The sequence below is a fragment of the Brevibacillus sp. FSL K6-6036 genome, from assembly GCF_037964015.1.
GTDB lineage: Bacteria > Bacillota > Bacilli > Brevibacillales > Brevibacillaceae > Brevibacillus > Brevibacillus borstelensis.
Genome location: NZ_CP150173.1, coordinates 62,036 through 80,000 on the forward strand (window position 1 = coordinate 62,036; position 17,965 = coordinate 80,000).

General features: G+C 50.3%; 24 protein-coding genes and 12 tRNA genes. 20 read left to right on the forward strand and 16 right to left on the reverse strand.

The window, feature by feature from the left end:
• Positions 1-7: 7 nt before the first annotated feature.
• The 5 genes from NST37_RS00310 to NST37_RS00330 all read right to left on the reverse strand — a co-directional run bounded on the left by NST37_RS00310 (position 8) and on the right by NST37_RS00330 (position 2,868).
• Complete coding sequence (locus tag NST37_RS00310) at positions 8-586, reverse strand: hypothetical protein (protein WP_339186076.1); 579 nt, start codon at positions 584-586, stop codon at positions 8-10.
• 129 nt (positions 587-715) lie between these two features.
• The gene (locus NST37_RS00315; RefSeq protein WP_003392701.1) at positions 716-1,087 is read right to left on the reverse strand and encodes a L,D-transpeptidase; all 372 of its coding nucleotides are present in this window, start codon (positions 1,085-1,087) and stop codon (positions 716-718) included.
• 171 nt (positions 1,088-1,258) lie between these two features.
• A complete protein-coding gene (pdaA, locus tag NST37_RS00320; RefSeq protein WP_227278274.1) occupies positions 1,259-2,038 on the reverse strand; it encodes a delta-lactam-biosynthetic de-N-acetylase in 780 nt (259 codons plus the stop codon).
• A 95-nt stretch (positions 2,039-2,133) separates the two neighbouring features.
• Positions 2,134-2,286 carry a hypothetical protein gene (locus NST37_RS00325; protein WP_155808055.1) on the reverse strand — a complete coding sequence of 51 codons (153 nt, stop codon included), beginning with the start codon at positions 2,284-2,286 and terminating at the stop codon, positions 2,134-2,136.
• A 159-nt stretch (positions 2,287-2,445) separates the two neighbouring features.
• Positions 2,446-2,868 (reverse strand): DoxX family protein, encoded by a 423-nt coding sequence (locus tag NST37_RS00330; protein WP_024985353.1) that lies wholly within the window; start codon positions 2,866-2,868, stop codon positions 2,446-2,448.
• 139 nt (positions 2,869-3,007) lie between these two features.
• Between NST37_RS00330 and NST37_RS00335 the strand changes: the two genes are divergently transcribed.
• Complete coding sequence (locus tag NST37_RS00335; RefSeq protein WP_003392707.1) at positions 3,008-3,325, forward strand: helix-turn-helix domain-containing protein; 318 nt, start codon at positions 3,008-3,010, stop codon at positions 3,323-3,325.
• Positions 3,326-3,384: 59 nt separating this feature from the next.
• Here the strand turns inward: NST37_RS00335 and NST37_RS00340 are convergent, their stop codons facing one another.
• Positions 3,385-3,912, reverse strand: a complete 528-nt coding sequence (locus NST37_RS00340) for an ImmA/IrrE family metallo-endopeptidase (protein WP_003392709.1) — start codon at positions 3,910-3,912, stop codon at positions 3,385-3,387.
• Between the two features lie 176 nt (positions 3,913-4,088).
• On the reverse strand, positions 4,089-4,454 hold the full coding sequence (locus NST37_RS00345; RefSeq protein WP_003392711.1) for a helix-turn-helix transcriptional regulator: 366 nt from the start codon (positions 4,452-4,454) through the stop codon (positions 4,089-4,091).
• 165 nt (positions 4,455-4,619) lie between these two features.
• Between NST37_RS00345 and NST37_RS00350 the strand changes: the two genes are divergently transcribed.
• On the forward strand, positions 4,620-4,838 hold the full coding sequence (locus tag NST37_RS00350; RefSeq protein WP_003392713.1) for a helix-turn-helix transcriptional regulator: 219 nt from the start codon (positions 4,620-4,622) through the stop codon (positions 4,836-4,838).
• Positions 4,839-4,900: 62 nt separating this feature from the next.
• The gene (locus NST37_RS00355) at positions 4,901-5,101 is read left to right on the forward strand and encodes a hypothetical protein (RefSeq protein WP_003392715.1); all 201 of its coding nucleotides are present in this window, start codon (positions 4,901-4,903) and stop codon (positions 5,099-5,101) included.
• A gap of 150 nt (positions 5,102-5,251) precedes the next feature.
• Here the strand turns inward: NST37_RS00355 and NST37_RS00360 are convergent, their stop codons facing one another.
• From NST37_RS00360 to NST37_RS00390, 7 genes are all read right to left on the reverse strand, one after another.
• On the reverse strand, positions 5,252-6,169 hold the full coding sequence (locus NST37_RS00360) for a hypothetical protein (protein WP_003392717.1): 918 nt from the start codon (positions 6,167-6,169) through the stop codon (positions 5,252-5,254).
• A 27-nt stretch (positions 6,170-6,196) separates the two neighbouring features.
• Positions 6,197-7,636 carry an N-acetylglucosamine-specific PTS transporter subunit IIBC gene (gene nagE / locus NST37_RS00365; protein WP_251247565.1) on the reverse strand — a complete coding sequence of 480 codons (1,440 nt, stop codon included), beginning with the start codon at positions 7,634-7,636 and terminating at the stop codon, positions 6,197-6,199.
• A 178-nt stretch (positions 7,637-7,814) separates the two neighbouring features.
• Positions 7,815-9,533: a phosphoenolpyruvate--protein phosphotransferase gene (gene ptsP, locus NST37_RS00370; protein WP_339186079.1), complete on the reverse strand. Its 1,719-nt coding sequence runs from the start codon at positions 9,531-9,533 to the stop codon at positions 7,815-7,817.
• Between the two features lie 26 nt (positions 9,534-9,559).
• Positions 9,560-9,823 (reverse strand): HPr family phosphocarrier protein, encoded by a 264-nt coding sequence (locus tag NST37_RS00375; RefSeq protein ID WP_227278267.1) that lies wholly within the window; start codon positions 9,821-9,823, stop codon positions 9,560-9,562.
• Positions 9,820-10,329, reverse strand: a complete 510-nt coding sequence (locus NST37_RS00380) for a PTS glucose transporter subunit IIA (RefSeq protein ID WP_339186082.1) — start codon at positions 10,327-10,329, stop codon at positions 9,820-9,822. The genes NST37_RS00375 and NST37_RS00380 overlap by 4 nt, the downstream gene beginning before the upstream one ends.
• 155 nt (positions 10,330-10,484) lie before the next feature.
• The gene (locus NST37_RS00385; RefSeq protein WP_319800745.1) at positions 10,485-11,348 is read right to left on the reverse strand and encodes a transcription antiterminator; all 864 of its coding nucleotides are present in this window, start codon (positions 11,346-11,348) and stop codon (positions 10,485-10,487) included.
• Between the two features lie 300 nt (positions 11,349-11,648).
• Positions 11,649-12,149, reverse strand: a complete 501-nt coding sequence (locus tag NST37_RS00390; protein ID WP_024985348.1) for a ribonuclease H-like YkuK family protein — start codon at positions 12,147-12,149, stop codon at positions 11,649-11,651.
• 137 nt (positions 12,150-12,286) lie between these two features.
• Between NST37_RS00390 and NST37_RS00395 the strand changes: the two genes are divergently transcribed.
• Together NST37_RS00395 and tadA are read left to right on the forward strand one after the other, a co-directional pair.
• Positions 12,287-12,886 carry a nitroreductase family protein gene (locus NST37_RS00395; protein ID WP_024985347.1) on the forward strand — a complete coding sequence of 200 codons (600 nt, stop codon included), beginning with the start codon at positions 12,287-12,289 and terminating at the stop codon, positions 12,884-12,886.
• Positions 12,883-13,380, forward strand: coding sequence for a tRNA adenosine(34) deaminase TadA (gene tadA, locus NST37_RS00400; RefSeq protein ID WP_003392733.1), 498 nt, complete (start codon positions 12,883-12,885; stop codon positions 13,378-13,380). The genes NST37_RS00395 and tadA overlap by 4 nt, the downstream gene beginning before the upstream one ends.
• On the opposite strand, the gene NST37_RS00405 is transcribed toward tadA, so the two are convergent.
• The gene (locus NST37_RS00405) at positions 13,371-14,111 is read right to left on the reverse strand and encodes a pseudouridine synthase (protein ID WP_339186084.1); all 741 of its coding nucleotides are present in this window, start codon (positions 14,109-14,111) and stop codon (positions 13,371-13,373) included. The two genes, tadA and NST37_RS00405, sit on opposite strands and share 10 nt — an antisense overlap.
• Positions 14,112-14,253: 142 nt before the next feature.
• Between NST37_RS00405 and NST37_RS00410 the strand changes: the two genes are divergently transcribed.
• From NST37_RS00410 to NST37_RS00420, 3 genes are all read left to right on the forward strand, one after another.
• Positions 14,254-14,342, forward strand: a tRNA-Ser gene (locus NST37_RS00410).
• Positions 14,343-14,470: 128 nt separating this feature from the next.
• A complete protein-coding gene (locus NST37_RS00415) occupies positions 14,471-14,653 on the forward strand; it encodes a hypothetical protein (RefSeq protein ID WP_141334249.1) in 183 nt (60 codons plus the stop codon).
• A 32-nt stretch (positions 14,654-14,685) separates the two neighbouring features.
• Positions 14,686-14,931, forward strand: coding sequence for an S-layer homology domain-containing protein (locus NST37_RS00420; RefSeq protein ID WP_024985345.1), 246 nt, complete (start codon positions 14,686-14,688; stop codon positions 14,929-14,931).
• Between the two features lie 189 nt (positions 14,932-15,120).
• Here the strand turns inward: NST37_RS00420 and NST37_RS00425 are convergent, their stop codons facing one another.
• A complete protein-coding gene (locus NST37_RS00425; RefSeq protein WP_003393390.1) occupies positions 15,121-15,606 on the reverse strand; it encodes a DinB family protein in 486 nt (161 codons plus the stop codon).
• Positions 15,607-15,742: 136 nt separating this feature from the next.
• Between NST37_RS00425 and NST37_RS00430 the strand changes: the two genes are divergently transcribed.
• The 12 genes from NST37_RS00430 (at position 15,743) to NST37_RS00485 (ending at position 17,965) form a co-directional block, all read left to right on the forward strand.
• The gene (locus NST37_RS00430; RefSeq protein ID WP_024985344.1) at positions 15,743-16,702 is read left to right on the forward strand and encodes a YafY family protein; all 960 of its coding nucleotides are present in this window, start codon (positions 15,743-15,745) and stop codon (positions 16,700-16,702) included.
• Positions 16,703-16,954: 252 nt separating this feature from the next.
• Positions 16,955-17,047: transfer RNA gene (locus NST37_RS00435), tRNA-Ser, on the forward strand.
• A 4-nt stretch (positions 17,048-17,051) separates the two neighbouring features.
• Positions 17,052-17,128, forward strand: a tRNA-Glu gene (locus NST37_RS00440).
• Positions 17,129-17,134: 6 nt separating this feature from the next.
• Positions 17,135-17,210, forward strand: a tRNA-Val gene (locus NST37_RS00445).
• 25 nt (positions 17,211-17,235) lie between these two features.
• Positions 17,236-17,312: transfer RNA gene (locus tag NST37_RS00450), tRNA-Met, on the forward strand.
• 5 nt (positions 17,313-17,317) lie between these two features.
• Positions 17,318-17,394 (forward strand) — tRNA-Asp (locus tag NST37_RS00455).
• Between the two features lie 40 nt (positions 17,395-17,434).
• Positions 17,435-17,510: transfer RNA gene (locus NST37_RS00460), tRNA-Phe, on the forward strand.
• A gap of 19 nt (positions 17,511-17,529) precedes the next feature.
• A tRNA-Thr gene (locus tag NST37_RS00465) sits at positions 17,530-17,605 on the forward strand.
• 7 nt (positions 17,606-17,612) lie between these two features.
• A tRNA-Tyr gene (locus NST37_RS00470) sits at positions 17,613-17,697 on the forward strand.
• 9 nt (positions 17,698-17,706) lie between these two features.
• Positions 17,707-17,782, forward strand: a tRNA-Lys gene (locus NST37_RS00475).
• 17 nt (positions 17,783-17,799) lie between these two features.
• Positions 17,800-17,886, forward strand: a tRNA-Leu gene (locus NST37_RS00480).
• Between the two features lie 3 nt (positions 17,887-17,889).
• Positions 17,890-17,965 (forward strand) — tRNA-Gly (locus tag NST37_RS00485).

Here is a 17,965-nt window from a genome sequence, read left to right on the forward strand (position 1 = left end):
TTATAAGCTAGTTCGTTTTTCTCAAGACAAATTCATTTATAATGGTCTTAAAAATATTTGTGTACAAACCTTTAAGATTCTCCTCTGTCTTCTCTCCATTTTTTAAACCATACTCAAATATTTTAATCTGTCCATCCTCATAAATCATCCCAGTTGCATACATACCTGAATGTGTTGAGGGAGCGTTGGAATAAGTTAAAGTTTCCTCTGTGAATGGGTAATATGACTTTGTAGATCCGATAAAGAATACGGGGTATTTTACACTTTTGTAGAGTTTGGCATATTGCCCATGTGATGCTTCTTCAAGTTTCTCCGGCATGATAAATAGAGCAACGAAATCCGTATCAGTGGCGTTACTCAGCTTTTCAAATGTTGTTTCTGTGAAAACAATATTTGTTTCAGTAACGGCGGGAGACTGTCCAATGACTCCAATTTTTAACGTTTGCTCTTTTATTGAGTCATCGGGTAATAAGTTGTCGTTTTTAACACATCCAGCCGTCAAGAATAAGCAGGTAAGTATGAAAAATAGGAACAAATTCCGCAAATCATAAACTCCTTTCAAATAATATTTTACATATAATACCATTTCCCTTGTCTTCCAAGCAAATTTATTGGATAAATCACTTTTTTTCCCACAATTATTCTCGGCTTCGAGTATGGTCCCCAGCCATCGATTCGATATTGAATGAGTTTGCCTTTGTTGATCTACCTCAGCCTATTCCTGACGAATCTGCACTGGCGTACCAATGGGAACCAGCTTGGCCAAGCTCTCTACATCTCGGTTATGCATGCGTATACAGCCGCGTGAGACGTAATGGCCGATCGATGATGGATTATTGGTGCCGTGAATGCCGTAATGAGGCTTGCTCAGCCCCATCCAATAGGTGCCGAAAACGGACAATGGACCTCCGCGGTAAGAATTGGGGTAGGGAACCTTGTTGATGATCGTGAAGTTGCCGCGCGGGGTAGAGGTCGCAATTTTACCCAGACCGACGGGATAAGAACGGATGAGGCGATTGCCGTCAAAGAGATAGAGGCGGAGTTTATTGATCGAGATGCGTATGCGGTATGCCGGGATGAAAATCACCTCCCTTTTTAAAGAACCGGGATTGTGCTTCTATTGCATCGTATGCGGTTGGGAAAAAGCGGGTCCCCCACTGCATGTGGCGATCCACACAAAAAACCTGCCGTGCAAAGCGTAGCGGCAGGTTCCTGTTTTGGCTGTGATGAATCCGGTAAAACCGGGAAAGATGGGAGATCACGGAGCAGGATGCGGGAGAGTCGGGCGCAGGAGGTCCAGACTTTTGAATTCGTACCCTTGCGCTCGTGCGGCGTCAATAATCTTGCCAAGCGCCTCGGCGTTATCTCTTGAAACCGAGTGCAACAAAATAACCGCTCCGGGATGAAGCTGGGCGAGGACACTGTCATAGGCGTACTTCCAGCCCTTTTGCGCTTTCGTATCCCAGTCCTTGTAGGCTATCGACCAAAAAACATTCGTATACCCCAGTTTCTTGCTGACCGCCAGTGTACGATCACTGAAAATTCCTCGCGGCGGACGCAAGAAGGCCATCTCTTTTTGCCCGGTAACTTCGGCTACAGCTTGTTTTACCTTATCCAATTCTTCCTTGATCCGCTCATTGGATATCTGTGTCATATCCGGATGGCTCCAGGAGTGGTTCCCGATGATATGCCCCTCAGCGGTCATCCGTTTTAACAGCTCCGGCTGATCCTTTACATAATGCCCGGTAACAAAAAAAGTGGCGGGTACCTTTTTTTCTTTCAAGATATCCAGAATACGAGGGGTGAACCCGTTTTCATAGCCATTGTCAAACGTAAGAAACAGCTCTTTTTTGGAGGTATCCCCGAGAAAAATGGCTTCGTGCTTATCGACGATGCCTTTAAAGCCCTCCTGGTCAATCGAGGGAAGCTGTCCACCCTTGCTCTTCTTGAATCCAAAGTGGTAGGGGACATCCTGGTTGGCTGCGGCATGGACAGTGAACAGGGACAAAATCAGGACAAAAACGGTGAGAAAGGTTATGCGTTTCACAGCGAAAAGTCCTCCTATTGTTGATGGGATTGCCTGAACATCGGGTAGGGATTTGATCGCATCCTTAAAACGGTATGTAAAGCTCCTCAATCCTCTTGCCAAGGAACCGGATGTGCGCGGGGAATCGGATACTGCTCGTCTGGTTGGGATCTGACCACTTTCCGCTTGTCAATCGAACCTGCGGGCACCTCGGTTTCAGGGTGGTAGATAATGTTGCTGCGCTTGTTTTGGTTTGACATCAAAGACTCACCTCCTCATCGTTACTATCATGTGTACCCGGGCCCAAGAACATGCCGCCTGCAGAGAAGTTCCGGTCAAAAGTTGGTGACTGAGCGCAAAAAAACCGAATGCACCGGATTGTCCCGGCACCATTCGGTTTTTGCAATATGCTGCGGTCTTTATTTGCTTGAACGGCGTTGAAACAAAAGGCGGTCGAGGGAATAGAAGGACGGTCCGGAGAGAACGAAAAGCAGCAGGATAAAGAATAGAAGCAGATCCAACTCATATCCAGGACCACTTTCCCCACCGAGGAAGCCCATTGCAATTTTCACCTTGATCGTAGCGACGGCCATCACGACTGCCAACAGAGCTGCCAAAATTCGGGTGCCAATGCCCAAAATCAAGCCAATTCCGCCCAAGAGCTCAAGAAACGCGACGACATAAGCGAAAAAGCCGGGAATACCCATGCTGCCAAACCAACCGGCAACCTGATCGAGTCCCATTTGGAATTTTGACATTCCGTGCATGACAAACGCTATACCTGCAACCACGCGCAAGAGCAAAAGCCCCCACTCGGTACGTTGATCAAATTGTCTTTCCATAAAGTGACCTCCTACGGTTATTGAATATAGTAATTAGGTTACATTTCGTTAGTAAGTATAAATTAATAATTATAACACGTCAACACTTTGAAGGATTTTCAAAAGAGCGTTATACTGGAATTGAATCGAGGTGATTACTATGAAGCAGTCCTCTCTCTGTCCGAAGTTTGAAAAAGGAATGCAGCTCTTGGGCAAGCGGTGGACTGGTTTGATCTTGTATCAGTTGCTTTCCGGACCGCAGCGATTCTGTGCCATCGAAGAGGCGCTTCCGATCAGCGGAAGGCTTTTGTCTGAGCGGCTGAAGGATTTGGAGAAAGAAGGCTTGGTACATCGTCACGTGTATACAGATTCTGCCCCGGTACGGGTGGAATATTCGCTAACGGAAAAAGGGCTTGCTTTGGAACCGGTCATACTGGGGATCGAGAAATGGTCGCAGGCCTGGATCGAATTAACATAAAAAAAGTGTCGGATTATTTTCTCCGGCACTTTTTATTTGTTTGCATACATCGCGGTTTCTCATTGAGCACTTTTCCTTTTCCTCGTTTTTCCTCCCCTTCGTATTCCCTCAGAAATAATTCGCCGTTTAATCTGGGCAATACGCTTGTCAGCCAGTTCCCTTGTCACGCCAAATTCCATCGACAAGACCGAGGACGGTACCCATTCACGGTAGGCGAGAAGCAGGGGCGCCAGGAGAAAGAAAGGCATGGCCGCATAGAGAACAAATTGCTCGGCTTGCGCCTCCTGCAACTGACGAAAAGCGGGATTCATCTGGTGCTGCTTCCCGGTATGCCCCCGTAAAATATGGCCCAGCTCATGAAAAAAATGTTCGCGCTGAACAGGCCTTGGCAGGGTTGAATTGACCGTAATGCTGCGGTAATTGCCGGATTCATAACGCATCGAGGGGCAGGGACGGTAGTACAATTCGATGCCAAGCATCTCGGCCAGCGGCCTTTCTTGCAGGTCGCCACAATGACTGATGCCAACATCCGCATATATTTGGGTCAACCAGCGTTCCAAATCCGTTTGCCGGTAATGAGAGAGCATGTGGTGATTCCCCCTTCCGAAACAACAGAGAACGTATGTTCCTTTTTATGGTGTAAAAAATGCCGCAGGGTGCAATGTTGCCTGGCACAGAAATAAGGCGGCCATCACAACGAAAAATGCTTGCGGCTTTTTCCAGCTTTATATTCGAGCAGAGCAGGACAATTGTGGATGACCTGCTACTTGTTTGTTCCTTTGTTACCGTGCAGCGCCTTCCACCTGAGGTACTCGATATGCTTCTTCACTTCATCAATTTCCGTTTCGGATAGCCCCTCCAGGTCAAAAAAGGAGATGTGCTCATCTGACCCGGTTGTTTGCGATGTCCCATTGCGAGTAGGGTTTTCCGTTTTTCCGAGCAGAAAATCAGTCGTAACCGAAAATACGTCAGCAGCCTTGGATATCAGGTGATTATCCACGCTTTTTTTCTCGCCCGATTCGATGCGGGAAAGAACGGTATTGTGAATGCCCAATTTTTCGGCCAATTGGATTTGGGACCATTTATGTTTTTCCCGAAGGTATCTGATCCGTTGACCGACGATTGACATAGTGTCACAACCTTTCCATCATAGCAATACTATTCTACCAATTTTCCATAATGGAAAATAGCGGTTTGTTGAAATGACAAGGATATGCTTGACTTTGCTGAAAATGAAAAGGTAAGATATGGATAATAACATTTTGCTTATTTGGCAAAAAAAGGGGGTTTACCGTTGGAGAGGATAAACCTGAATTTCATTGCACGAAGAAGGATGGAAATCGGCATTACCCTAAAGGAAATGGCTGCCGCTTTAGGGTTCAAGAATGCGTCTACGTACCTCAAGTACGAAAAGGGGGAGTACGATTTTAAAGCCAATCACCTTCCCGTGCTGACACGTATGTTGAAATGCCAGCTGCGAGATTTATTTATCTGTCTGACTTTGCTGTTATAGCAAAATGGAGTGGCGATTGCAGGAAAGAGATTTCGTTAACGATGTAGCGAGGGGTGGGAGAGGTGGACGTTCACGAAGCGAATCGGAAGCAGCTGGATATATGGAAACGAACAATTGCGTATGAGCTGGCCATGATGGCACCGAGGAGTGAATCTGCCTGCGGAGAATTTCTAAGCCGTCTGGAGCGGTTTGAAAAGCAGATAACAGGAGGACCTGCAGATTGTCCAAACATCGAGCGGAAAAGAGAGTGTATCCGAACATAGAATGGATGTCAGTTTACAGAAAAAAGCGGTTCTCCCCGTGAAAGAACCGCTTCGGCATGCTTCGGCGTGATCAATCGCTGCCTGTCGTCTTGCATCTGTTTTTAGCAAGCTTTCATACGCTGGGCCCATATCGTTTAGCCGAAAGCCGAGTTACCGCAATACAGAAGAAGCCATACGGACGTAAGTGTGGCGCTTGCCGCGCACGGTAATCGAGTAGTGCATGATATTTTCCGGGATGGCGATTCCGTTGTACCCGGCATCCCCGATATGGTATAGGTCGGCACCTGCCATCTTGCTGGCAAGCGCGATCTGCCGGATCGTGGCCTCATCGGAGCCTTCCTGGCTGGTTCCTGTCGCGAGCAGAGCCAAAGCTCCGTGGGCATGAACTGTATCGACCATGGCCTTTGCCGAGTCGAGAGTGATGCCGGGAATTGTGCCGGGGGAAGGCAGCAGGATAATGTCCGCTCCTGCTTCGATAAAATCGATGATCGTCTGCTTTGCGACCAAATCACCGCCAGCTTCCCCTTCCACGCCGGCTCCATGCATTTTTCCCGCGATAATCAGCATCTCTGCTCCCATCACTGTCCGGGCTGTTTGAATTGCCTCCCGGATTTCCCGGTTGGTAACCCCTGTCTTGGGGTTTCCGGTCAAGCAGATGAAGTCAAAACCGAGATCTTTGGCAGCGGCAAACGTTTTGGCAGAAGCAAGTCTGCCAGGAGGCAGGGAGTGGAGCTGCTCCGCTTGTCTGGCGTCTGGGTCGACCGGCTCCAGATTCAGCCCCACAGGCCTTCCGATCAGCCGCTTGAGGTCCTGGACTATTTCTTCAGGCTTTGCGCTTGTCAATCCCTCGACATGAGGAGAAAAGACGTCAAAGAAATTGAGCAGGATCATGTCGGCCCCAAAAGAAGCTGCCAGCTCAGCATTGCTCACGCTCGGATACAGCGGAGTGAAGGCGGAAATGACCTCGGCTACCAGGACACGGCCTTCAGAGGCTTTGATCGACTGCTTCAAATCCTGTCCCGACATCCGCGCAAAGTCGGACGCCGTGCAATCCAACAAACGTTTCATTGGCATTCTTCCAGCCCTTCATCTGTTTTACAGTTTCTTGATTTCGTCCTTCAGCACCTCGGACTGAGTGCCAAAAACCACTTGCACGCTGCCCTGTCCCAGCTTCATGACACCGGCAGCCCCCAGATCCTTCAATCCCTTTTCATTGACGATCTTGTCATCCTTCAGCACCAGACGCAGACGTGTTATGCACGCGTCGACGCTGACTACGTTTTCCTTGCCGCCGATCAGAGAGAGAACGGCCTGGGCTTTCTCATGCATGGACGTATTCCCCGCCTTTTTCTCAGTCTCTTCCTCATCATCTTCCCGTCCCGGCGTTTTCAGGTTGAATTTGACGATGATGAAGCGGAACAGGAAGTAGTAGACGACCGCAAAGGCAAGACCGATCGGGATGATCAGCCACGCGTTTGTAGAGAAGTGGAAATTGACCAGATAGTCAATGAGACCGGCCGAGAAGCCGAATCCGTGCTTGATGCCCAGAGACGTCACGATGAAACCGGAGAGTCCGGTCAAAACAGCATGCACCAGGTACAGCAATGGTGCCGCGAACATGAAAGCAAATTCAAGCGGTTCCGTGATTCCTGTGAGAAAAGAAGCGAGCGCCGCACTCATGAAAACCGAGGCGATCATTTTGCGCTTCTCTTTTTTAGCCGTATGAATAATGGCAAATGCTGCGCCGGGAAGAGCAAACATCATGATCGGAAAGAAACCGGCCATAAACATCCCGGCTGTTTTGTCACCGGCAAAATAGCGGTGCAAGTCCCCGTGAGCCACGTTGCCGGCCGCATCGGTAAACGAGCCGATCTGGAACCAGGCAATCGCGTTGAGTACGTGATGCAGGCCAAACGGGATAAGCAGGCGGTTGAAGAACATGAAGATTCCGGACCCGATCGCACCCAGACTGACCACCCAGTTTCCAAACATATCGAGAACGTTCTGGATCGGAGCCCAGATCATCCCGAGAACGAGGCCGATCACGACCATGCTGAGCGAGGTGATGATTGGCACAAAGCGTTTGCCGCTGAAAAACCCGAGCCAATCCGGCATCTTGATGTCGTGATACCTGTTGTAGAAGAATGCCGCAATCGCACCGGCCAAAATACCGCCGAGAACGCCCATTTTCAGCACGACGTTATCGTCGATGAAAGGCATCGCAGCCGGCACTTTAGCCAAAATGCCGACCAGCACCTGATAGGCCATGACCGCCGCCAATGCCGCGACCGCATCGCCTGCCAGACCGATGGCGACACCCACAGCGAATATCAGGGCCAGGTTGTCGAGGATGGCCAAACCTCCCGCATGGAGAAACGGAGCTACGTATTGATTGAGGAAGCCTCCCACCGTCGCACCGAGCGGAATGTTCTTCTCGTAGTCGAGAAGCCCGAAGGAAACCAGAAGTGCGGCCGCCGGCAATGCCGCGACTGGGAGCATGAGCGCTTTCCCAATCCGTTGCAGAAAAGCTAGCATAATAATACCTCCTTGTTGAATGTTGTATATCAGAAAGCCGTTCTCCGGTGAGAAAGTGATAATGGATGGACAAAAGCAGGGCGTACCGGAGAATCGGACTGCCTGACGAGACTAAAAAGACAGCTACAGGAAAATGCATATGACTGCAAGCGCTTACAAGAGACAGGGACAAAACAGGTTATTCTGTTTTGTCGCGTAGATAGGAGTAGACCTCCTCTGTGCTGGAAAGCGAGAGTACGTGCCGTGCTACCTGTTTAGCCTGATCCATCGTGGTGCTGCGGATGCGCGCCTTTACCTTCGGCATGACGGCTGCTGCTCCACTAAACTCATTCAGCCCCATTCCCAACAACAGCTCGGTTGCCAGCGGATCACTGGCCATTTCCCCGCAAAGCCCGGTCCAGATCCCTGCCCGGTGGGAGGCGTTGATGACGTGTGAGATCAGTCTCAGAACCGCCGGATGGTAGTAGCTGTACAGGTGGGCGATGTTCTCATTCATGCGGTCTACAGCCAGTGTGTATTGGACAAGATCATTGGTTCCGATACTGAAAAACTGCACCTCTTTGGCAAAGGCGTCCGCCTGAAGGCAAGCGCCGGGAATTTCCATCATCATCCCGATGGCGATCTCCTCGTCAAACGGGGTTCCACTCGTCCGCAGTTCTGCTTTGACCTCCTCCAGGAGCCGCTTGGCTTCGCGAAGCTGTTCCAGATGAGAAATCATCGGGAACATGATCAGGAGGCGGCCGTACGCGCTCGCCCGAAGCAAGGCTCTTAGCTGGGTGCGGAACAGCTCCGGCCGAGCAAGCGAGATGCGGATAGCCCGGAAACCGAGAAAAGGATTGTCCTCCCGGGGCAGAGCCAGTGCAGGCAGATGTTTGTCTCCCCCTACATCCAGCGTCCGAATAATGACAGGCTTTCCTTGAAACGCGGAGACCACGCGCTGATAAGCGGTAAATTGCTCTTCTTCATCCGGCAGATTGGACCGGTCCATAAACAGGAACTCGGAGCGGAACAGTCCGACACCATCGAGACCGGACGCGACCAGTGCCTCTGTTTCCTCGGGAACCGCCATGTTGGCCACGACATGCACGCGATGACCGTCCAGTGTGACAGCCGGCAAATCCTTCAATGCCTCCAGCGTTTCCCGGTCGGCCGCTTCCTGTTCCGCCCTTTCCCGGAAAGAGGCGAGCTGTCCCTCATCGGGATCGAGAAACAACTCCCCTGTAGCGCCGTCGAGAATCATCAGCTTGCCTGTTTCCGCAGCAGTCAAAAATGCCTCTCCGCCGCCCATTACGGCAGGAATGCCAAGCGAGCGGGCCAGGATCGCGGCGTGAGAAGTGGGGCCGCCTTTTGCAGTGGCGATGCCTTTGACAAGGCTGAGCGGGAGCTGAAGCGTTTCCGAAGGGGTGACATCCTCGGCAACCAGGATGAACGGTTCTTCAGGATAACCGATGGAATGGCTGTCACCGCCCGACAAGTTTTTCAGCAGGCGGCGGCTGACGTCGCGAATGTCATCCGCCCGTTCTTTCATATAGTCGTTGTCCATGCCCTCAAACAAAGCGACAAACTCCCCGGCGACCTGCTGGACTGCGGCCTGGGCCGAACAGAGTTGGTTCTCGATGCGAGCTTTCATTTCGCCTGTAAATGACGGATCATCCAAGAAGGCGATATGGGCTGACAGGATCTCCGCCTTCTCAGGCCCCAGCTGATCCAACGCTTTTTCCTTCAGCTGGGAAAGCTGTTCTTTGGCCAGCTCGATACTTTGCTCTAGGCATTGCAATTCTTCCGTTTTACGGTTTGAATCAATTTTTTCATCGTTTGTCGCGACCGTAGACTGGGCCGTCAGTTTGGCGATCGGAGCTATCGAGATGCCGGCCGAGACCGGGATTCCTTTAAACATAATGGTTCACCGTCCTGGCTCATCAATTAGCTTTCGAATTGCTTATCGAACAGTTCCTTGAGCGCGGCAGCGGCTTGCTTTTCGTCCGCACCTTCAATTTCAAATGTCAGCCGGTCTCCCAGGGAAGCACCCAACGTCATGATGCCGAGAATGCTTTTCCCGTCCGCCTTCTTTTGATCTTTGATCACCGTGACTTTGGATTGAAACTGTCCTGCTTTGTTGACCAAGAGGGCTGCAGGACGAGCGTGCAGGCCACCCGCGGCTGTGACATGTACGTCAAAACGAATCATGATGCTCCTCCTTTGACGATCACCTGCATGAGAGGCTCCTGGCCTGCCCGCACGCTACCGGTTGACACGACTTTTTTCTCGGCGACCAGATCGCCGTTGGTAATCACGACCGGAGTAACGATCAGGCAGCCCGCTTTCTGGAGGACATCCAGGTCAAAGCTGATCAGCTTGTCGCCCGGTTTTACCTGATCTCCGGCTTTGACATGGGGAGTAAATCCCTCTCCTTTCAGCTTGACGGTATCGATGCCGATATGAAGCAAAATTTCCAAGCCGCTTTCGCTTGTCAGCGCGATGGCATGATGAGTCGGGAACAAGTGAGTGACACTTCCTGCCAAAGGCGATACCAACACGCCTTCAGTCGGAATAATGGCTGCACCGTCACCCACCACCTTCTGGGCAAAAACGGGATCGGGCACTTCGGTCAAAGCAACGACCTCGCCAGTCAAGGGGGCCAGTAGCGTCACTTCCTGCTGCTGTTTTTTACGAGAGAACAAACCGCGTAACATAAGCTCCTCCTTTTGCGTCTGAGAGTACGAAAAAAGGCATGAGTCGGGAAACATACGGCATCCTTACTATGCCGTACGATATCACCGCTCATGCCTAGTCGAACTAGTAACACGCTGGTTTTTCATGCTATTTTGCTTTTCTTAAAGACGAAGGCTTATTCGGTCGGCTGATTGGTCAGCCGGAATACATGCATGGCCATGTACCCCACTTCGTCATCCGGCACGGGGGAATCCAACCGGGAAGCAATGTGCCGGGCCAGCTCTTCCGCCAGCTCGTAGGAATCGGGAATGGTGGCTTTGACCCGATCCAGCAGGGGGTTTTGAATGGATTTTTGCTGGCGGATGCGTTCACAAGCATAACGCAGATGTGTGATCAAGCGGACGTAATCCACTGTACTTCGCTCAATCGTTTTTCCCGTACGCTCTTCGATAATGCCGACGAGCTCCGTAATCAGATTGGTAAACTGGACGGCTTTATTAACCGGCATATAACTGATCGCAGAGTGAATGTGCAAGGCCAAAAAGCCGATCTCGCTCTCGGGAATATCCAGCGAGAAGGAGGATTTGATCATGTCGGCTGCCCTTTTGGCCAGCGCAAACTCTTTGCTGTATAGCGTTTGGATTTCAAATAAAAACGGGTTGACGATTTCCATGCCGTTGCGCAGGCGGTAGATGGCAAACTGGATGTGGTCGGGCAAGGCGACATGGATATGCTCGTTCAGCTTCGGAGTAATTTCCTTGGCGATCAGCGCGATGATTTCTTCGGCAATGCCGACGACAGCCGGGTCTACCTGACTCAGCACCGTATGGTATTGCTGCTGGTGACTTTCATTTTCCAAGCGGAAGCGTTTTTCCACACGTGCGTCATGGGGAAGAATGGTGTTCCCGGGTTTGGCGCCAAATCCGATCCCTTTGCCGAACAAGACAATTTCCTGTCTGGAAACAGGCTCTTCGGCAAGCACGACGTTATGATTCAAAACGCGCGTGATTGTATGAGGTTTTTCCTGTTCACGGGTCAACATCCACCACCTACCTTATAAGACAAAAAAGAGCCGAAAAAACCTTTTTGTGTAAAAAAGATCTTCTCGGCTCATGCCTGCATGACCAGTAACACGCCTTTTGAAAACGCTTCAATTAATCATTATCATAATGCACGAAAAAACGAATGTCAATTCATTTGCAAATGCGCTCCGGGAAAGGAGCCGCGGCAGGAATGAATGGGCGGATAAACGAATATGTCAAACAGGGAGGGCCTCATTCTTTCCGTAAAAAAAGCGGAACGCATCAGAGCGAACCGCATGGAGATTGAGTAGCTCATCCTACTTGGTAAACTTGTCGGCAATCGTTGAGGCGCAAAACGAGTACGGCTTGATTTCGGCCCGGAAGTGATTGGTTTCCGCTAGGCTTAGCAGTTGTTGGATAAACTTTCGGGTAGGGCCGTTTTTTCCAATGTCAAAATGGAGGCGAATCGGTAAGTCGATTTCGTGCTCACGCAAGTATTGGCGCAGCTCGGAGGCGAGGTTTACCGCGTACATCGCTTCCTGAAAAATGCGCTGCTGCAGTGACGTATACCGTCGCTCCTGAAATTTGTGGTAAAAAAACATGCCGCCGCGCCCTTGTTGAATCAGCGTAATGACAATCGCAAAAAACGTCCCCCGGCTGCGCAACTGGGAGTCCGCTCCGACAATCAATTCGTAGGTTCCGCTATTTGTGGATACGGTTTGCTCGATGTTGGAAAACACGTCAGCCTTGTCCAGAAGCCCCCGCGATGGACTGTGAAATCGGTCAAACAGAACGGGGCTTTCATAGGTTAATCCCACTCACATCCCCCCTCGGTAGAGGTATGATTACATTCGTTCGCTTACACTGTTAATGTATGTAATCATGCGGAGAGTATGTGAGTGAGGAAGACCAAACTGTCATGGATCATCAAAAATAAAGTATGGAGGGACAGAAAATGACGAAATCTCATTTCCCTGAGGTCGCCGAAAACCGAAGTGCGGCGTATGAAATTGACCCTGTTTTCCTTAACAGATGGTCTCCGCGGTCTTTCAAGGAAGATCAGGTGCCGGATGACGTTTTGTTCAGCCTGTTTGAAGCAGCGCGCTGGGCACCGTCCGCGAGCAATGAGCAGCCGTGGCGATTTATCGTTGCCCGGACAGCGGAAGACAAACAGCGGTTTTATCCGTTCATCGCCGAAGGGAACCGCATCTGGTGCGAAAAGGCTCCTGTATTGGCTTTGATTCTGTCCAAGACTGTAAGCGGACGGGGTACTTTCAATCGCGCCCATGCTTTCGATGCGGGAGCAGCCTGGGGCTATCTGGCGCTGCAAGCAACCAAACTAGGCCTGATCACCCATGCCATGGGCGGCTTTGACCCGGAAAAAGCGAAAGAGGTACTGGGAGTTCCGGATGACTACGAGCTTCATGCCGTGATCGCCATCGGGTATCAGGGGGAAAAAGAAGCGCTGCCTGAGCAGCTGCAGGAGCGGGAAAAGCCGTCTGGCCGCCGGGAACTGTCGCAAACCGTATTTGAAGGAGTATTTGAAGAAAAGTGAATAAAGAGCAAAGCATACACGAAGGCGATCATGAAAAATACATGAGAGCCGCAATGCAAGAAGCGGAGAAAGCGGCAGCACTGGGAGAGGTGCCAATCGGGGCGGTCATCGTCCGGGATGGAGAAATTGTCGGACGGGGCTTTAATTTGCGCGAGACCAAAAAGGACCCGACACTTCACGCTGAGATGATCGCGATCCGGGAGGCGAGTGCCCGCTTGGGAGGATGGCGGCTTATCGGATGTACGCTGTACGTCACGCTGGAGCCGTGCCCGATGTGTGCGGGAGCGATTGTCCAAAGCCGGATCGAGCAGGTCGTATACGGAGCAAGGGACCCCAAAGCGGGCTGCGCGGGGACGTTGATGAACCTCCTCGACGAGCAAAGGTTCAACCATCAGGTGCCTGTGATTGAAGGAGTACTGGCTGAGGAGTGCGGCCAAATGCTCAAGAGCTTTTTCCGTGGATTGCGCAAAAAAAGGGGGCTCCCTCAGGATTGAGCGGGCCCCTCTTTTTGTGTATAGGCTTTCAGGAATTCCATTTCCTCATCGGTTAATTCGCGGTACTCGCCTGGCTTGAGTGATTCATCCAGCCGGATGGGGCCCATGCGAATGCGCTGCAGGTAAATAACCTCCAGGTCAAAGGCGGCAAACATCCGTTTCACCTGATGGAATTTTCCCTCCATGATCGTGACGCGGATTTCGGAAATTTCCCCGGAGGAGAGCACCTCCAGCTTGGCGGGAAGGGTCGTAAAATCCTCCAGATCTACACCGCGGGCGAATTCCTGGACATGGGTCTCGGTCACACGTCCTTGGATGCGGGCAAAGTACTCCTTGTCCACCTTCTTTTTCGGCGAGAGCAGATTATGAGAGAGCTGCCCGTCGTTGGTAAGCAGCAGCAAGCCTTCCGTATCGATGTCCAGACGGCCTACCGGGAAAACCTTGATCGCCCATTCATAAGGAAGCAGATCGACAACCGTCTCATGCAGATTGTCTTCCGTTGCGGAGACGACGCCTGGCGGCTTGTTCAGCATGATGTAGAGCCAACGCTTGTAGTTGATGGGTTCGCCGTCTACGATGATCTCCTGTTCCTCCGGTACGACATGCATGCCGGGATCGGTCGCAACGGTGCCGTCGACGACAACGAGCTTTTGTTTGACCAATTGCTTGACTTCCTTGCGGGTACCAATGCCCATGTTGGCCAGTACCTTATCTAAACGTTCTCGCTTCATGCGAATTCCCCGTTTCTGTTCGTGATCAACTGTGCTTTTCTTATATTGGCCCAATGACCTCAGCAAATCAAGGGGTGCCAATGATTTACTCTTGCACAACAAAAAAATTTCTGCTATATTTATTTTTGTTTCCTGACATAGTGGAGAGATACCCAAGTGGTCATAAGGGGACGCACTCGAAATGCGTTAGGCGTCGTGAGGCGTGCGTGGGTTCGAATCCCACTCTCTCCGCCTTAATAATGACTTTGAATCGGTCGATGGATCGATTGTTATAGAAGGAAAGCATAAAATGGTCGCAATGGCTGTTTTATGCTTTTTTATTAGTAAAACGGCTTGATCTGAAAAGAGTCAGTAAATATTTGGGAATTGTTACAAAACGCGGCGGAGACCGTGATAAAGACCGCGATAATGGCCGTGATAAAACGGATGAAGGTCACTTCGGCTTCTTCACGGGTAGCAACTCCGGTCAAACGGAAGTAAAGCCTAGCGAGCCAACCAGCCCGACCAAGGGTGAAGTAACTGGCGACCGCACAGGCTACTGAAAGGCTTTCCAATCGGAAAATTCGACCCAGCCATGGATGTTTCGGCAGATCACTGGGCTACACAGATCATCGCTGCGGTAAGCAAAGCAGGTTTGATGACGGGGTACCCAGATGGTACATTCCATCCTGAAAAGACCTTGACGCGAGCAGAAACGGTTACTATCATCAATCGCTTGGTGAACGGTACACAATTAAGCGCCGTAAGTGGACAAAGCTGGCCAGATGTACCTCCAACTCATTGGGCATACAAGGATATTGAAGCAGCAACCAAAAAGTAACATACTCAGAAACAAACACGAAAAGACCGGAGTGCATATTCATTATGCCCCGGTCTTTTTCTATGTCCATATATCAAGCCTTTTGTTCAACCTCGACCAATCCCAATATCCAGTCACTATGAGTCGTCATGGGCTGTTTATTTCAATCAGCGGAGCACACGAAGGGCGATTATTAGCCCGTCGATCCGGTTAGTACAAGTCAAACATATTGACGTCATGTCCAAGCAGCTTCAGATAAGTGAATAGCTGACTTCGATGGTGTTGTGCGTGAGTTGCAATTTCAATCAGCCATTTTGCTTGAACAGAGCCGTGCTCCAGGTAAAACGGCGTCGTCTTTTTCTGCAAAAAATCCTCGTCTGACAGCCCTTGCATGTAATCCTTCAGATCATCCAAGCCGCTCGTCATTTGTTCAATCAGCTCTTCAGGAGCAGAAAGCGCGGATATTTCCGATTCCAGCTGGCGAATAACTTCTTGGGGATTTTCTTTGAGAATGAGCAGATCGACAGAGGGGATCGCTACCAGATGTTCAACCAGCTCCCTTAATGTCCTCATCTGATCAGTTGGCTTGTACTCCCATTGATCTTGTTCGATGCGGCGGATGAGATTTGAAGTCGTTCTGACGATCAGCTCCAATTCCTCGAATAACAGTCCCTTGATCTCGTTCACTGCGTTCATTTTTCTTCCTCCCATCGGTAATCGTATTTTTACATCAATGTCTATGTCTGAAAAAGTCCGCTATAGGAGGAAGTGTAACGTATAATAGTGACAGATTTTGTCACCATTATCATTTTATTTTGTTCAGGAGGACAGCATGCCCAAATCCAAACGGCTCATGGAACTGATGATGACGGTTAACCGCAAACGCAAGTTTACTGTCAAGGAGCTGGCCGATCAGTTTGAGGTATCTACGCGGACGATCTTGCGAGACCTTCAGGAGCTTAGCGAACTGGGTGTCCCGCTGTACTCTGAGGTAGGACCGCATGGCGGCTATCAGGTGCTAAGCGAGCGGGTGCTTCCACCGATTGCATTTAAGGAGGATGAAGCAGTCGCCATGTTTTTTGCCAGTCATGCGCTGCGTCATTATTCCTCTCTTCCTTTTGAAACACAAGCGGCTTCCGCCTTGAACAAATTTTATTTGTACATGCCCGGGGATGTACGAGATCGAATCGACCAGATGAAAAACCGCGTCGACATAGTGGCTCCTACCCGGCAAAAGCCGGTCCGGCATCTGTCTATTCTGTTGGACGGAGCCATTTGGCAAAAAGTGATTAGCATCGACTACGAATCTCGGGAAGGCGGATCTATTCGTCATATTCAGCCAGTGGGAATATATGCACGAAACGGCTACTGGTATTGTCCGGCGTACTGCTTTTTGCGGGAGGATTTTCGCTTGTTCCGAGGAGATCGCATCCGCTCAGCGGAATACAGTTCGTCAGATGTGGCACCATTAGATTTAAAGCATGTGCATCTGGGGAATTGGGAGGAATTTACCCGGAAAAAGATCGAATGGACACGGATGTATGTGGTTTTGAGCAAAGAAGGTGTTCAGAGGTGTGAGGCGGAGCTGTGGAAAGTGCCAAACCTGCACATAGCTGAAGACGGCTCCGGCACGATTGACGGGATGATTCCTACGAGTGAAATCTCCTTTTTTGCCGATTTCTTTCTCGGATTAGGCAGGAATGCTGTAGTGAAAGAACCGGTAATAATGGTACAGCTAATAAGAGAGAGGCTTCAGGAGATGATAGAGATGTACGATTCCGATATTCAATAGGGTTAAAAATTAAGCAAATCAAAGGGCAGTCAAGTTTTCTTGGATTACCAGCTTTTTTATCTTGCTTTGTAGGTTTTCAATTTGTATAATAATAGAGTTGACGTTCACATGAGCTACAAACTTTAAACTTCTTTTAAAAAATCTATTGATTTCTGATAAAGAGTGTGCTAACATAGGAATTCCGTGAGGGGTTAAAAGTTCAAAGCGAATGCAAACCTTATCTCGGATTTACAATCTATTTTGATTCTATATGGATGGATGTCCGAGTGGCCGAAGGAGCACGATTGGAAATCGTGTAGACGGGGATGACTCGTCTCGTGGGTTCAAATCCCACTCCATCCGCCATCATGGCCCGTTGGTGAAGCGGTTTAACACAGCAGCCTTTCACGCTGTCATTCAGGGGTTCGAATCCCCTACGGGTCACCATAATTTGGAGGCTTAGCTCAGCTGGGAGAGCATCTGCCTTACAAGCAGAGGGTCGGCGGTTCGATCCCGTCAGCCTCCACCATTTATATAAAATATATAAAAATCGTCGCGGGATGGAGCAGTCTGGCAGCTCGTCGGGCTCATAACCCGAAGGTCGCAGGTTCAAATCCTGCTCCCGCAACCAAATATGGAGCTGTGGTGAAGTTGGAGTTCACGCCGGTCTGTCACACCGGAGGTCGCGGGTTCGAGTCCCGTCAGCTCCGCCATTTATCCCTTGAGGATAGCGTTTGCGGATTAACATTATTCGGCTCGGTAGCTCAGTCGGTAGAGCAGAGGACTGAAAATCCTCGTGTCGGCGGTTCGATTCCGTCCCGAGCCACCATTATGAAATACAACACCATGCCGGTGTAGCTCAATTGGTAGAGCACCTGACTTGTAATCAGGGGGTTGTGGGTTCAAGTCCTATCGCCGGCACCACTTTTTTGGGGAGATAGCGAAGAGGCTAAACGCGGCAGACTGTAAATCTGCTCCCTATGGGTTCGGCGGTTCGAATCCGTCTCTCCCCACCATTTTAGTTTGAGCCATTAGCTCAGTTGGTAGAGCATCTGACTTTTAATCAGAGGGTCGAAGGTTCGAGTCCTTCATGGCTCACCAGTTTCTTTCATTCATATGCGGTCGTGGCGGAATTGGCAGACGCGCTAGATTCAGGTTCTAGTGGTGGCAACACCGTGGAGGTTCAAGTCCTCTCGACCGCACCATATGCGGACGTAGCTCAATTGGTAGAGCGTCGCCTTGCCAAGGCGAAGGTCGCGGGTTCGAGCCCCGTCGTCCGCTCCA